Origin of the sequence: Halorubrum californiense DSM 19288 (assembly GCF_000336875.1) — an archaeon.
Taxonomy (GTDB): Archaea; Halobacteriota; Halobacteria; order Halobacteriales; family Haloferacaceae; genus Halorubrum; species Halorubrum californiense.
Genome location: NZ_AOJK01000009.1, coordinates 117,364 through 130,950, shown reverse-complemented (window position 1 = coordinate 130,950; position 13,587 = coordinate 117,364). Strand labels below are relative to the sequence as shown.

At 71.8% G+C, this 13,587-nt stretch carries 14 protein-coding genes; 2 read left to right on the top strand and 12 right to left on the bottom strand.

From position 1 onward, the window contains the following. Positions 1–136 precede the first annotated feature (136 nt). Entirely contained in the window at positions 137–1,186 is a 1,050-nt protein-coding gene (locus C463_RS01675) for a glycosyltransferase family 4 protein (protein WP_008440487.1), read from the top strand. Positions 1,187–1,240: 54 nt separating this feature from the next. Here the strand turns inward: C463_RS01675 and C463_RS01670 are convergent, their stop codons facing one another. The 6 genes from C463_RS01670 to C463_RS01645 form a co-directional block, all read right to left on the bottom strand. Further along, positions 1,241–1,876: a halocyanin domain-containing protein gene (locus tag C463_RS01670; protein ID WP_008440486.1), complete on the bottom strand. Its 636-nt coding sequence runs from the start codon at positions 1,874–1,876 to the stop codon at positions 1,241–1,243. Positions 1,877–2,301: 425 nt separating this feature from the next. After that, positions 2,302–3,396, bottom strand: coding sequence for a tyrosine decarboxylase MfnA (mfnA, locus tag C463_RS01665; RefSeq protein WP_008440485.1), 1,095 nt, complete (start codon positions 3,394–3,396; stop codon positions 2,302–2,304). A gap of 77 nt (positions 3,397–3,473) precedes the next feature. Beyond that, positions 3,474–5,840: a phosphoenolpyruvate synthase gene (gene ppsA, locus C463_RS01660; RefSeq protein WP_049905383.1), complete on the bottom strand. Its 2,367-nt coding sequence runs from the start codon at positions 5,838–5,840 to the stop codon at positions 3,474–3,476. Between the two features lie 379 nt (positions 5,841–6,219). Continuing rightward, on the bottom strand, positions 6,220–6,849 hold the full coding sequence (locus C463_RS01655; protein WP_049905389.1) for a hypothetical protein: 630 nt from the start codon (positions 6,847–6,849) through the stop codon (positions 6,220–6,222). A gap of 197 nt (positions 6,850–7,046) precedes the next feature. Next, positions 7,047–7,649, bottom strand: coding sequence for a hypothetical protein (locus C463_RS01650; RefSeq protein ID WP_008440482.1), 603 nt, complete (start codon positions 7,647–7,649; stop codon positions 7,047–7,049). After that, positions 7,646–8,413: a nucleotide-binding protein gene (locus C463_RS01645; RefSeq protein ID WP_008440481.1), complete on the bottom strand. Its 768-nt coding sequence runs from the start codon at positions 8,411–8,413 to the stop codon at positions 7,646–7,648. Before C463_RS01645 ends, C463_RS01650 begins: the two co-directional genes overlap by 4 nt. A 111-nt stretch (positions 8,414–8,524) precedes the next feature. On the opposite strand from C463_RS01645, the gene C463_RS01640 reads away from it, so the two are divergent. Beyond that, on the top strand, positions 8,525–9,817 hold the full coding sequence (locus tag C463_RS01640; protein ID WP_008440479.1) for an MBL fold metallo-hydrolase: 1,293 nt from the start codon (positions 8,525–8,527) through the stop codon (positions 9,815–9,817). Positions 9,818–9,897: 80 nt separating this feature from the next. On the opposite strand, the gene C463_RS01635 is transcribed toward C463_RS01640, so the two are convergent. The 6 genes from C463_RS01635 to C463_RS01610 form a co-directional block, all read right to left on the bottom strand. Next, positions 9,898–10,182: a hypothetical protein gene (locus C463_RS01635; protein ID WP_008440477.1), complete on the bottom strand. Its 285-nt coding sequence runs from the start codon at positions 10,180–10,182 to the stop codon at positions 9,898–9,900. 15 nt (positions 10,183–10,197) lie between these two features. Next, the gene (locus C463_RS01630) at positions 10,198–10,470 is read right to left on the bottom strand and encodes a DUF7385 family protein (protein WP_004596496.1); all 273 of its coding nucleotides are present in this window, start codon (positions 10,468–10,470) and stop codon (positions 10,198–10,200) included. A 123-nt stretch (positions 10,471–10,593) separates the two neighbouring features. Next, positions 10,594–11,457 (bottom strand): endonuclease V, encoded by an 864-nt coding sequence (locus C463_RS01625; RefSeq protein WP_008440475.1) that lies wholly within the window; start codon positions 11,455–11,457, stop codon positions 10,594–10,596. Then, positions 11,457–12,434, bottom strand: a complete 978-nt coding sequence (locus C463_RS01620; protein WP_008440473.1) for a rhomboid family intramembrane serine protease — start codon at positions 12,432–12,434, stop codon at positions 11,457–11,459. The genes C463_RS01625 and C463_RS01620 overlap by 1 nt, the downstream gene beginning before the upstream one ends. A 149-nt stretch (positions 12,435–12,583) precedes the next feature. Beyond that, positions 12,584–12,772 (bottom strand): hypothetical protein, encoded by a 189-nt coding sequence (locus C463_RS01615; protein WP_008440471.1) that lies wholly within the window; start codon positions 12,770–12,772, stop codon positions 12,584–12,586. 82 nt (positions 12,773–12,854) lie between these two features. Further along, a complete protein-coding gene (locus tag C463_RS01610) occupies positions 12,855–13,562 on the bottom strand; it encodes a type I 3-dehydroquinate dehydratase (RefSeq protein ID WP_008440469.1) in 708 nt (235 codons plus the stop codon). Positions 13,563–13,587 lie beyond the last annotated feature (25 nt).

Genomic DNA, 13,587 nt, shown 5'->3' with positions numbered 1-13,587 from the left:
GATCCACGCAGTACGTTCGCTGAGGCGGTCGAATTCTGTCATAGACACTCAGAAATCGTCCGCCTCATCCTCTAACTTTACGCGACCTCCGCGGGATGCCGTGTCTTTTTACCGGCGCCCCCCGTCCGGTCGGCGTATGCGCGTCGCGTTCGTCTCGCTTTTCGCCCCCGGACACGGGGAGACCGCAGCGCGAACGCGAACCCTGCGGACCGCCCGCGCGCTCGCCGACCGCGGGCACGACGTGACCTGGCTCTGCGCGCGCTGGTGGGGCGGGGACCACGACGCCTTCAAGCAGGGCGGGATCGAGTACCGGTCGGTCACCGTCGAGCCCGCGCCCGTCGCCTTCGCCGCGAAGCTCCCGGCCGCGCTCCGTCGCGTCGGGCCCGACGTCGTCCACGCGGTCAACAGCCCGCCGACGCCCGCGCTCGCCGCCACGGTGGCGGGCTCGCTCTCGCGGGCGCCGGTCGTCGTCGACTGGTGGCGCGACCACCCCGCCGACGCCCGGCGGTGGTACCGGCCGCTCGCGCGCCGCGCCGACGCGGTGGCGACCCCCTCCCGGACCACGAAGACCCGGGTCCGCGAACACGGCGCCGACGGTGAGGACGTCCGCGTCCTCCCCGAGAGCATCGACTTCGACGCCGTCGAGGCCGCGAGCGTCGACGACCGGTTCGACGCGGTGTACTCGCGGCGGCTCGACCGCCACGCCAACGTCGAGACGTTCCTCCTCGGGCTCGCCGAGCTGCGCGGCCGCGACTGGACCGCGGCGGTGATCGGCGACGGCCCCGAGCGCGGCCAGATCGAGGCGACCGCGAGCGACCTCCGGATCGACGATCGTGTCGAGTTCCTCGGCGACCTCCCGACCGAGGAGCGGATTCCGATATTCAAGGGCACGCACGTCGCGGTCGCCACGGCGACGTGGGAGACGTTCGCGACCGACCTGTTGTGGGCGGTCGCGTGCGGCTGCGTCGCCCTCGTCGAGTATCAGGCGGACTCCAGCGCTCACGAGCTCGTCGAGGGGCGCGAGCGCGGGCGGCTCGTGACGAGCCCGGCGGAGCTGGCCGACGAGTTCGTCGCGGTCGGCGACCTCGAACGACGCGCAGTCGACCGCGAGTTCGCCTCGTTCGACCACGAGGCGGTCGTCGACCGCTACGTCGCGCTGTACGAGGAGCTCGTCGACGGGGAGTGACCAGCCGCTGCGGGCGAGGGAGAACCCGAGGAGAGAGCGACCGCGCGGCGTCCGCTACGCCTGTTCCTGTCCGGTGATCGTGCCGCCGTACTTCATGAAGACGAACGCCAGCCCCAGCGTGCTCACCATCGCGATGAACGTCGCGATGCCGAGCGCGCGGGCGGCGTCCGGGACGAACACCGCGTCCGATCCGCCGCCGCCGACCTCGACGGTGGCGATGTCTCCGCCGACGGCGAGTCCGGCGTGCATGCCCACCGCGGTGTGGGGGACGCAGTGGTAGTGGGTGATGCCGGCGTCCTCGCCGGACGTCTCGTACTCGTAGGTGGCTCCCTCCTCGCCGACGGGGTTGCCGCTGTCGAGGCTGGCCGGGCCGCCGCCGTCGACCGTCTGGACGTTGTGGTTGCCGCCGTTACCGGTCCACTCCCAAGTGATCGTCGTCCCCTCGTCGACCCACACCAGCGTCGGGTCGAACGCGAGCCCTTGGTCGCCGGCGCCGACCGAGATGGTCACCGAGTCTTGGCCGCGGGCGTCGGTGTACGACCCGACGTTCCCAACGGCGGCGCTCGGCCAGTCGGGTTCCACTTCCTGTGCAGCCGCCGTCCCCGCCGTCGCCGTCGCCGCGCCGGCGGCGGCCGCCGCACCGCCGGCCGTCCGCATGAACGCGCGCCGAGAGACGTCGTCCGAACTCATACAGGGCGGTTCGTGGTGACCCGTAGTGAATATGTTGATCCGAACGCGACGCCGAGGTCGATTCGAAGCCGACCGCTCGGCGATACGGAGTGACGTACGGATCGACGGACAACACCACCAAAGCCCCAGCCGCGAGGGCGACGTACGCTCGCTGCGCTCCGCAGTCGCTCACTCCGTTCGCTCCCTGCGGTGCTTGCGTCGCCTACGTCGCCCTCGCGGCTGCCCCTTTGAGTCCTACCCCGACCGCACAGCACCGCTGCCTCACGCCTCCCCAGCCTCGTCGCTGGCACCCTCCGCTTCGCTCCGGGGCCAGCGACTCCCTCGCGCGTGCAGTTCGCGCCGCGATGCGGCGCTCACCGGCACGCGCCACCGCCTGACCTATTTATAAGGAAGCGTCGCCACCCGGTCGCGTGTTCGACTGCGACCTACCGCCGGATCCGGTCGAGGTCGTCGAGGAACGCCCGCAGCGCCGAACGCGTCACGTGCGGCATACACACCACGCGCAGCTCGCCGGTTCCGGTCCGCGACACCTTCCACCCGGCGTCGCGGAGCGCGGCGAACGTCGGCTCGGGCACGTCGGCCGCGACGAGCGGGAGTTCGGGGTCGACGACGTCGTACCCGCGGTCGGCGAGTTGGTCGGCGAGCCAGTCCGCGTCGTCGGCCGCGCGCGCCGCGGCCTCGCGGTAGCCGTCGGGCCACAGCGCGTCCATCGCCGCGGCGGCGCCGGCGACCCCGGCCCCGCTCCGGGTCCCGGTCAGCGTCGCCTGCGACCGCGTCTCAAGGTACGGAGTGTCGATCGCGAGCGCGTCGAGCGCGGCGTCCTCGCGGGCCAACAGCCCGCCCGCCGGGACCGGCGCCTGCCCGAACTTGTGGGGGTCGATCGTCAGCGTGTCGACCGGCGCGTCGGCGAACGACCACGCGTGGTCGGTGAACGGGAGGACGAACCCGCCCCATGCGGCGTCGACGTGGAACCGCGCTCCCGCTTCCTCCGCGATCGCTGCCAGCTCGGGGATCGGGTCGACCCGGCCGTACTCGGTGCTGCCGGCGACGCCGACGACGAGCGCGGTCGCGTCGTCGACGGCGGCCGCGACGGCGTTGGGATCCGCCCGGTAGTCGTCGTCGAGGGGGACCGTCCGGAGCTCGACGCCGAGCACCTCGGCCGCCTTAGTGAACGAGAAATGCGCGCTCTCGGGCGCGACGACGTTGATCTCGGGCCCGCCGCGCGTGCCGCCGCTCTCGCGGTGTCGGTTCCGCGCCGACCGGACCGCTTGGATGTTCGCCTCGGTGCCGCCGGAGGTGACGTACCCTGCGGCGTTCTCCGGGTCCGGGTGATCCGCGAGCGTCGCGAGCCCCTCGACCGCGCGCGCCTCCAAGTCCGCCACCGCATCGTAGGTTGCGGGGTCGCCGGGGTTCGTCGCGAGGAACCGCTCGGCGGCCGCGCGGGCGTCCGAGTGCGGCTCGGTGCACATCGAGGAGAGTACCCGGTCGAACGACTGCGGCTCCGGTTCCGGCTGTCGCATCTGCCCGTCCGTTGTCGGGGGCGGCTCTTACCCGTTCCGCTCTGGGCCCTGGTGGGAAAACGCCGCTGCGGCCGGCCTCAGCGGACCGAGTCGAGCAGCAGGCGCTGTTCGGTCCGCTTGACCTCGTGTTGGACGTCGCGGACCGCGTCGATGTTCGCGGAGATGGAGGCGACTCCCTTCTCGACGAGGAACTCGACCATCTCGGGCTTCGAGCCCGCCTGCCCGCAGATGCTGGTGTCGACGCCAAGCTCGCGGCACGTTTCGATGGTGTCGCCGATGAGCCGCAACACGGCGGGGTGGAGCTCGTCGAACCGGTCGGCGACGTGTTCGTTGTTGCGGTCGACCGCGAGCGTGTACTGCGTGAGGTCGTTGGTACCGAAGGAGGCGAAGTCGATGCCGGCGTTCGCCAGCTCCTCGATCTGGAGCGCGCTCGCGGGCGTCTCGATCATCACGCCCCAGCGGTGGGTCTCGGGGTCGATCCCGGCCTCGCGCATGTGGCCCGTGATCCCCTCGATGTCTTTCGCGTCGTTGACGAGCGGGAACATCACCTCCAGGTTATCGTACCCCATGTCGTAGAGCCGCGCGAACGCGGCCAGCTCCTGCCGGAACGGCTCGGGCTTGTCGAGGCTCCGGCGGATCCCGCGCCAGCCGAGCATCGGGTTGTGCTCGTTCGGCTCGCCCCCGCCGCCCTCCAACTCTCGGAACTCGTCGGTGGGCGCGTCGATGGTCCGCACCCGGACCGGCCGCGGGTAGAACTCGTCGGCGACGCGGCGCACGCCCTCGATGAGCTCGTCCTGATACGCGCGGGCGCCGTGGTCGGCGATGTACTTCTCGGGAGTCTTCCCGAGCGAGAGGACCATGTGTTCGATCCGGAGCAGGCCGACGCCGTCGGCGCCCGTCGCCGCGGCGCGCTCGCCGGCTTCCGGGATCGAGACGTTCACCTTCACCTCCGTCGCCGTCATCGGCTTGACGGGGGTTTCGGGCCGCGCGGCCTCCACCGGCTCGAACTCCTCGCCGGACTCGGCCGACGCCGACTCGCCCGCCCGGATCGTCCCCTTGTCGCCGTCGAGGGTGACCTGCTGGCCGTCTTCGAGGACCCGTGTCCCGTTGCCGGCGCCGACGACCGCCGGCACGCCGAGTTCGCGAGAGATGATCGCCGCGTGGCTCGTCATCCCGCCCTCATCCGTGACGATGCCGGCAGCGCGCTTCATCGCCGGCACCATGTCCGGCATCGTCATCTCCGTCACCATCACGTCGCCCTCTTGGACCTGATCGAGGTGATCGAGCTTGTGGACGATCCGGACGGCGCCGGAGACGATCCCCGGGCTCGCGCCGAGCCCGTCGACGAGGACGTCCGCGTCGTCGTCGCCGTTCGCGGCCGTCCCGTGGTTGGAGCCGCTCCCCGTCGGTCCGCCGTCGCCGTCGGCGGTCGCCGCGCCGGCGCCCTCCCCGGCCGCGGAGTCCCCGCTCGCGCCCGCCTCGTCGCCGGCGTCCTCGCGGATCGTGGTGATCGGCCGCGACTGGAGCATGTATATCTCGCCGTCGTAGATCGCCCACTCGACGTCTTGGGGAGCGCCGTAGTGGTCTTCGACCCGCTCGCCGAGCGCGACGAGGTCGCCGATCTCCGCGTCGGAGAGGACTCGCTCGGTCCGGCGCTCCTCGTCGACGTCGAGCTGGACCGTCTCGCCGGTCTCCGCGTCCTTCACCATCTCCACCTTCTTGTCCGCGACGGTGACCGCGTCGACCTCGGCCCGCTCGCGGTCGTACACGTAGTTGTCGGGGGAGACGGTGCCGGAGACGACCGCCTCGCCGAGCCCCCACGCGGCCTCGATGGTGACCTGCGGCTCGCCCGTCGAGGGGTGGCTGGTGAACATCACGCCGGACTTATCGGCGTCGACCATCCGCTGGACGACGACCGCGATGTCGACGTCCTCGTGCGGGAACCCCCGCTGCTGTCGGTAGTAGATCGCGCGCTGGGTGAAAAGCGAGGCCCAGCACTCCTTCACGCGCCGGAGGAGGTCGTCCTCGCGGACGTTGAGGAACGTTTCCTGCTGGCCGGCGAACGAGGAGTCGGGCAGGTCCTCGGCGGTCGCGGACGAGCGCACCGCGACGAACGCCTCCTCGCCGTCCTCGGCCATCGACCGGTACTGTTCGAGAATTTCCTCGCGGACTTCCTCGGGGAACGGCGTCTCGAGGATGAGTTCCTCCGCGCGCGCCTCGGCCTCGCGGAGCGCCGCGGAGTCCTCGGGGTCGACGTCGACCGCGTCGAACAGCTCGTCGTCGATCCCAGCCTCCTCGATGAAGGCCCGATACGTGCCCGCGGTGACGGCGAATCCCGGCGGCACCGGGAGCCCCGCACCGATGAGTTCGCCGAGCGACGCGGCCTTTCCGCCGACGGTCCCGACGTCGTCGGCGTCGACGTCCTCCAGCAAGAGTACTGCCATTCGTGTACTCGGAGGATCCGCGAGCCGACGTATGAAGCTTCCGGCAAGCGCAACGATGAATAAAAGATTACTCGGCGACGAGTTGTGACCGCCGCTTGGGGGTGCGAGAGCCAGACGCGTAACGGGTGGATCGCATCGTGAACGCGGACGAAACAGAAATCGCAACGGGAGCGCCGCGAGCGAAAACGAGGGCCGAAGCTCAGGGACAGCGAACCGAAACGCGGTTCGTACAACTCAGTAATGGAGCGGCCGGCCTATACTTACCTCTCGTTTCGCGATTAGGTCCTGTAACTTGTTACCGGGTCTGTAACACCTTTTCCGTCGGCTCGCACCGCGACTCGGTCGATCGCACCCAGATTCGGTCGACTGTCGCCCCGGATCAGTCGCCGCCGAGCCGCCGCCGCTCGTCCCGCAGCAGTCGCTCCCAGAGGCCGAACAGGGCGCTATCGAGGTCGTACGCCTCGTCGACCCGGCGGACCCAGCGGTCGTCGGCGAACAGGTGGCGCTGGAACCGTCTGACATCGGGCGAGAGACGGTCGCGCTCCCCGCCGTAGTAGGACAGCGACTCCTCGCGGGTTCGGGCGACGAGGCCGTCGGGCACCTCGATGCCGTCGGCGGCGGCGACGTGGGCGAACCACTCCAAGTGGAGCAGCGAGTCCGCGAGGAGGAACCGCTCGCGGAAGCCGGAGACCCGCGACAGCGCCGGCGCGCCGTCGATCCGCACGTCGGTGGGGCGCGAGAACCGCGGCGCGGTCGCGGTCACGGACGCGCGCTCGGCGACCCTCCCGGCGACGCGTCGCAGCCGCCAGTCGCAGTACCGGACCGGCGCGATCAGCGCGAGTTCGTACCAGGTCGGCAGCCACTCGCAGTACGGCTCCGAGAACGCGCCGTCCGCGAGCAGCGTCGCCGCGACCGAGCGCGCCTCGGCGGGCGTCAGTTCGTCGGGGGCCGTTCGCAGTCGACGCGCGATCCGGTCGGCGTCGAGTTCGTCGACGCCGGCGAAGCCCATCCCCTCGGCGACGCCGGTCGTGTACGCGCGGCCGGCGGTGTACCAGGCGGCGAAGTCGGCGGGCGTCGTCAGCCGCAGGAGTCGAAGGACCGTGATACCGATCTGAGGGCCCGAGGCGAGATAACCGTTCGGTCCGGGCCCGTCGCCCCGCGGCTCGAATCGGGATCGAGCCGGGCGGACGCAGGTGAGCCGCTCGCTCACTCGAACTCGTCCGGCCCGTCGAGGGCGTCGTCGATCCCCCACTCGGCGGCGCGGTCGCGGGCCTCCGACCGCGCCTGCTCGCGGATCGCGTCGATCCGCTCCTCGTCCGCGAGGAAGGCGGCGACGGCGTCGTCCTCGTCGTCGGCGTCCCGCAACCGCTCCTCGGGTGCGCTCTCGCGGGTCCGTTCGGCCAGGTCCGGGTCGTCGGCCAGTTCGGTCGCGGCCGCGTCGGGCGCGACGCGCAGCGCCCTCTCCTCGTGGGCCGCCGCCAGTCCGCTCGCGTCGACGGCGTACAGCTCGACGCGGTAGGGGCCGGGGACCGCCAGCTCCGCGAGCGCGTCCGGGCCGCCGCTGTCCGTCACCGTGTTGTACGCAAGCACGGGAACGCCGTCGTCGAACGTGATGACGCCGCGGGCCTCGCCGGACAGGAGCAGCGTCTCCTGCGGGACGAGCGTCGCGTAGCCGGTGAGTTCGCGGTCGAGCGCGCGCGACAGCGTCGTCCCCACGTCGGAGACCACCCGGGAGCGCAGGAGGGTCCCCCGCGGGATGGTGAGGGTCGGCGGCTCCTCGGCCCGGTCGCCCTTCGGACTCCCGCTCATGGCGTGTCGGGGACGACCGCGCTGCGGAAGCGGTCGGCGACCGCGTCGCCGTCGCCGTCGCGCACGTCGAGCCGGTCGGCGGCCCGGCGGTAGCGCGCGGCGGCCTCGCTCTCCGGAGCGTGCGCGAGCAGGGGCTCGCCGGCCCGGCGCGCCGCCCGGACGGCGTCGCTCTCGGGGACGTTCGCGAGGACTGGCCCGCCGAAGTGGCGCTCCGCCTGCGCGGCGACGTCGTCGGCCTCGTCTCGGACCTTGTTGAACAGCACGCCCGCCGTCTCGGTGCCGTACGAACGGGCGTACTCCTGAACCTTCAGGCCGTCCGAGAGCGCGGGGATGGTCGGCTCGACGACGACCACGACGCGGTCCGCGAGCACGACCGGCAGGACGGCCGACTTCGAGCCCAGCGCGGCGGGCGAGTCGAGCAGGAGCACGTCGGTGTCGCGCGCCAGCTCCGCCACCACGTCGCGGAGGCGCTCCGGTTCCGCGGCCTCGAAGCCCGCGAGCGAGGTGCCACAGGGGACGACCGAGAGCCCGAACCGCTCGTAAACCGCCTCGTCGACGTCCGTTGCGGTCTCCTCGACGAGCAGGTCGTGGAGGGTGACCGCCGCGTCGTCGAGCCCGGCGTGAAAGAGGAGGTTCGCCATCCCGGTGTCGGCGTCCACGACGGTCACGTCGTGGTCGGCCGCGAGCGCCATCCCGAGCGCGAGCGTGCTCGTCGTCTTCCCCGTGCCGCCCTTCCCGCTGGCGACCGCGAACGCCTCGACCATACGCCCGCTCGCCGGGCGGTCCGAATAAAACCTCTTCATCGCGCTCGCTCGCTTCGCTTCCCGCCCTCGCCGGCGACAGCGCTTTTGATCCCGCGGCACGATGGGAGTACCATGCCCAAGACGATATCCGCCGACGAGTTCCGCGACATGATCGACGCGCGTCGGCGCGGCGAGCGCTCCTTCGCCGTGGTCGACACGCGACCCGAGGAGAGCTTCGCGGGCTGGCGCGTGGCGGACGCGATCCACTACTTCTACAAGCCGTTCCACGAGTTCGACGTCGACGACTTCGAGCGAGAGACCGGCCTCTCTCCCGACGACAGCGTGGTCACGCTCTGCGCGAAGGGGAAGGCCTCGGGCGACTTCGCCGCCGAACTCGACGCGGCCGGGTACGAGGACGTGACCGTCGTCGGCGACGGGATGCGCGGCTGGTCAGCGGTGTACGACCGAACCCCCGTGCCGCTCCCCGACGCGCCCGGAAGCTCCGGCGCCGCCCCGCCGCTCGACATCGTTCAGGTCCAGCGCCGCGCGAAGGGGTGTCTCGGGTACCTCGTGGTCGGCGGACGCGAGGCGAGCGACGCGGATCACGAGCTTCCTGATTCTTCCAACTCCGACCGCGTCGCGGTCGCCATCGACGTCTCACGACACGCCGACGAGTGGGTCGAGGCCGCCGCCGAGCGTGACGCGTCGATCGCGGCCGTCCTCGACACGCACGTCCACGCCGACCACCTCTCGGGCGGCCGGGCGCTCGCGGACGACCTGGGCGTCCCGTACTTCCTCCCGGCCGCGGCCGCCGAGCGCGACGTGGCCTACAAGTTCGACCCGATCGAACGCAACGAGACGCTCGACGTCGGGGGCGTCGACCTGAAGTCGATCGCGACGCCGGGGCACACATCCGACATGGCGAGTTACTTGGTCGGTCGGTCGGCGGTCCTCACCGGGGACACGCTGTTCACCGACAGCGTCGGCCGCACGGAGCTGCAGTTCGGAGACGGCGACGGGGACGCGGGCGACACGTCGGACGCCGGCGGCGCGGAACGCGGCGCGACGCAGCTGTACGACTCGCTCCACGGGACGCTGCTCGCGGAGCCCGACGACGTGGTCGTCTGTCCCGGTCACTTCGCGGTCGCGAGCGACGGGACGACCGGCGACGTCGTGCCCGGCGAGCCGGTGACGACGACGGTGGGCGCGGCGCGCCGGGGGCTCGGCGTGCTCGGCCTCGACAGAGCGGCGTTCGTGGAGCGGATCACGGCGACGCTGCCGGAGAAACCGCCGAACTACGAGGCCGTCATCGCGGCGAACCGCGGCGTCGAGTCGCCACCGGACGAGACCGCGGCGATCGAGTTAGAGCTGGGTCCGAACCGGTGCGCCGCCGACCCCGGGGCGGAACCCGCCGCGGACGACTGAGGCGCCGCTCGTCTCGAACGACCGGCCGTCGGGGGCATCCGTCCCGAAGCTGAGACGCGCTCCTGTGCTGACGTCGGCGGTTACCCGCCGTCCGCCCGAGTCGCGATCCGGTTCGCGAGCTCCCGCGCAGCGGCGACGTGGTCGTCGGCCTCGGCGTCGCCGGTCCGGTCGACCTCCGCGAGCAGTGTTCGGATCTCGCCCGCCCGTCGGACGGCGACTTCCTCGTCGACCCCGCCGCCGGCGATCTCCGCGGCCAGCGCCTGCGCCTCGCCGAGCCGCCAGCCGGCCTCGCGCTCCACGGGGCGCTCTTCGGTGGCCGCGAGGTGCTCGTGGAGCGCCGCGAGCGGATCGAACTCGTCGGTCACTGTCCCGTCACCACGCTACTCGTCGTGGATGAAGACGAGCCGCTTCGACTCCGTGTTGACGAGACAGAGGTCGATCCCGTCGCGGGTCGCGCCGATCTGCTGCCAGCCGTGGTCGCTGACGAACAGCGTCTGGAAGACCCCGCGGTCGCAGTCGGGGTTCGGACAGCCGACGCCCGCGGCGTTCTTGTAGACGGTCGTCCCCCCGCCCGAACTCTGTCGCACCAGCCCGTCGGTCAGCGACCGGAACTCCTCGGCCGACATCGGACTCTCCGCGTCGTCGTCTCCCATGAGTTCGCGTTCGCGGTCGACCGTCTAAAAACCGACTACCGTGACAACTACTGTCACGGCTCTGGCGGCGGTTCAGTCGGCCGGTTCGTCCGGAGCGGCCCGGTCGCACCCCCCGTCCCGGTCTCACGCCGCGTCACCCTTCGCCCGCTCCGCGTGCGCGTCCGCGAGCCGCGTCGTCTCGGGGAGCTTGTAGCCCGCGCACAGCGCCGCGACGAGGTCGACGGCGGTCTCCGCGGACACGCGGTGCCCGGGACTCACGTACAGCGGGTTCACGCGCTTCCTGTTCGGGTACTGGCGCGACTGGAACGCGTGGCCGATGACGGTCCCCGGCTCGGCGGTGGTCACCGCGTCGTCGGCGCAGATCGGGGTCCGCCACCCTTCGGGCCGCTCGTCCGTCGACTCGTCCGGTTCGCCGCAGAGGAGGCGCTTCGCGACGCCGACGCTCGGCACGTCGCGGAGGACGCCGACGTGCGTCGCCAGCCCGGCCTCCCGGTAGTGGATCCGCCCGGAGCCGTCACAGACGAGCAGGTCGGGGTCGGCGTCGAGCGCGTCGAGCGCGGCCAGTATCGGGTCGCCCTCCCGGAACGCGAGCAGCCCCGGAATGTACGGGATCGACAGCGGCGTCGTCGCGCTCGCGTATTCGATCACGCTCCCGCCGCGGAGCGCGACCGCGGCGGAGACGGCGGCGTCGGGGCGACCGTCGTCGCGGTCGGTGAGGAACGCCTGATCGACGCCGACGACGGTGGGTGCCTCGGACTCGTCTCCCGCACCGCCGGTTCCGGGGAGGGTCTCGTTCGCGACCGCATCCGACCGCGCCGGCGGGAGCCCGTCGGCGAGCGAAGCGGCCTCGCCGACCGCGACGCTATCCGGGTCGAGCGCGTGGTCGTCGGCGAACGTCGCGGCCGCCGCGATCTCGCGCTGGAGGGATTCCATCTCCGCGCGCGACAGCGACGGGTCCGGTCGGAGGTCGGGCCGCGCGAGGTCCATCAGAGCCGCCCGCCGGGACCGCCCGGACCGCGCGGGCCGCGCGCGCCGCCCATCGAGACGCCGCCCGCGCCGCCCGCGGAGCGCGCGAGCCCCTCGTTGCGCTTGCCGAACGCGAGGCCGATGGCGAAGCCGATCAGGTGCGCGAGGTGCGCGATGCCGCCCGCGCTGCCCGCGCCGCCGGCCATGACGCTCTGGACGACGAGGACCGCCGAGACGAGCGCGATCCCCCACGTGAGGTACTTGATCTTCATCGGGATGACGAAGAAGAGGAGGACCTGCATGTTCGGCCGCCAGACCGTGAGGACGCCGAGGATCGCGAAGCCGGCGCCGCTGGCGCCGAGGACGCCGGTCGGCGGCGCCCCGGTCGCGATCGCGAACAGGACGTGGCCGAGGCCGGCGAGGATCCCCGAGAGGAGGAAGAACCCGACGAACCGCTTCGACCCCACCGCGCGCTCGACGAGGGGGCCGAAGAACAGGATGACGATGCTGTTGCCGATGATGTGGTACAGCACTCCCGGAGAGTGCGAGAACACCGACGTCACCCACGTCCACACGTTCGTGAGTTCGTTCGACTGGAGCACGAACAGCGTGTTGTGGAGGGGCTGCCCGCCGAAGTACAGCACCGCTAACTGCGCGACGAACGTGACCCACATCGCCAACAGCAGGGCGTACGTCGCGTTGTTGCGGAAGAAGCTCACGAACCCGCCAGTTCCCGTCTCGCGGTCGATCCGACGCTTGATCCGACCGACGATCCCCGCGGAGGCGCCGCCGGCGCGGTCACCGCCGCCGCCCGCCGCCCCGCTCTCGACGCTCTCGTCGAAGCCGCTGTCGAAGACGCCGCCGGGGTCGTCCCACTCGGCGAGGCCCGGGCAGTCGTGGTTCTCGGGCAGTCGGTGCTCGGCGCAGAACGTCTGGCCGCACCGCTTACACTGGTACGGGAGGTTCTCGTACTCCCCGCACACGTCGCACGTCGCCATTGCCGACACTTACGCGGGCGGTGGTAAAGCGGTTTGGCTCCGCGACGATCGGGTCGGACACGCGACGACGCGACGAGCCGAAGGCTGGCGACCGGTTGGGCGGGCCGAAGGCTGGCGACAGACTCGAACGGGTCGGCGACCCGAAGCGTTCAATCCAGCAGGCGTCCGGCGACGATCACGACCGCGACCCCGGCGACCGTGACCCCGATCAGAGTCGGGACGAGCCGGCCGGAGCCCCACTCCCACCCGAGGAAGCGGGTCCCGACGACCGCGACGAGGGCGATCAAGAGGCCGAACGCGGAGACTAGAGACGACTGATCCGATTCGATGAGGGCCATCTCACCGTCGCGATTCGACGGCGAACGGCAAAAAAGTCCGTTTCGATCGATCAGCTCCGACCGAATCGCCGACTCGCCGCCGCTACGCGTCGGATCTGTCGTCTTGTAGCCCGTCGACGAGCTCTCGGAGCGTCGCGAGCGGGTACTGCCCGGGCGCGGTCGCGTTCGCGGGATCGACGGGCGCGTAGCCGATCTTCGACCCATACACCGGGGTGACCGCGCGGGTGTGTCGCCCCGGCTCGCCCATACACATCGTCGCGACGCGGTGGCCCGCCGCGGTCGCCTCGTGGGTCGCCTCGATCATCGCGAGCGCGTCCGCCGGTGCGGTCGCGGTCGTCGCCAGCTTCCCGACGTCGCCCTCGCCCGCGGCGTCGGCGAGCAGCTCGACCAGCGCCGCGAGTTCCGGTGTCGACTCGAAGTCGTGGACGGACGCGATCACGTCGACGCCCGCCTCGCGGGCCGCATCGCGCAGCGCGGTCGCGTGCGACTCCTCCGCGGAGTCCGGGTGCGTCCCGCGCAGCGCGGCGAGTTCGACGTCGATCGCGGCGACCGCGTCGTCACCGATCGCCGTCGAGAGCGCGTCGTACCGACCGATCCCGTCGGCCTCGCCGCCCTCCCACGACGCCCGGTTCGTGACGATGAGCGGGAGGTCGCCGTCGTAGCTCGCCAGCTGGTCGAGCGGGTCGCGGGCGAGGTCCAGCCGGAACTCCACGGCGTCGGCGTGCTCGCGGGCGCGCGGCTCCTCCGAGAGGTCGGCCGTGCTCGCGGCGAGAACGAACTCCTCGAACATACGCGGGCGTTCCGCGGGCGAGAAC

Bases quoted from the DNA above. Each gene is read 5' to 3' on its own strand.
- C463_RS01675 (WP_008440487.1), top strand. From the start codon at position 137: ATGCGCGTCGCGTTCGTCTCGCTTTTCGCCCCCGGACACGGGGAGACC.
- C463_RS01670 (WP_008440486.1), bottom strand. From the start codon at position 1,876: ATGAGTTCGGACGACGTCTCTCGGCGCGCGTTCATGCGGACGGCCGGC.
- mfnA (WP_008440485.1), bottom strand. From the start codon at position 3,396: ATGCGACAGCCGGAACCGGAGCCGCAGTCGTTCGACCGGGTACTCTCC.
- ppsA (WP_049905383.1), bottom strand. From the start codon at position 5,840: ATGGCAGTACTCTTGCTGGAGGACGTCGACGCCGACGACGTCGGGACC.
- C463_RS01655 (WP_049905389.1), bottom strand. From the start codon at position 6,849: ATGGGCTTCGCCGGCGTCGACGAACTCGACGCCGACCGGATCGCGCGT.
- C463_RS01650 (WP_008440482.1), bottom strand. From the start codon at position 7,649: ATGAGCGGGAGTCCGAAGGGCGACCGGGCCGAGGAGCCGCCGACCCTC.
- C463_RS01645 (WP_008440481.1), bottom strand. From the start codon at position 8,413: ATGGTCGAGGCGTTCGCGGTCGCCAGCGGGAAGGGCGGCACGGGGAAG.
- C463_RS01640 (WP_008440479.1), top strand. From the start codon at position 8,525: ATGCCCAAGACGATATCCGCCGACGAGTTCCGCGACATGATCGACGCG.
- C463_RS01630 (WP_004596496.1), bottom strand. From the start codon at position 10,470: ATGGGAGACGACGACGCGGAGAGTCCGATGTCGGCCGAGGAGTTCCGG.
- C463_RS01625 (WP_008440475.1), bottom strand. From the start codon at position 11,457: ATGGACCTCGCGCGGCCCGACCTCCGACCGGACCCGTCGCTGTCGCGC.
- C463_RS01620 (WP_008440473.1), bottom strand. From the start codon at position 12,434: ATGGCGACGTGCGACGTGTGCGGGGAGTACGAGAACCTCCCGTACCAG.
- C463_RS01615 (WP_008440471.1), bottom strand. From the start codon at position 12,772: ATGGCCCTCATCGAATCGGATCAGTCGTCTCTAGTCTCCGCGTTCGGC.
- C463_RS01610 (WP_008440469.1), bottom strand. From the start codon at position 13,562: ATGTTCGAGGAGTTCGTTCTCGCCGCGAGCACGGCCGACCTCTCGGAG.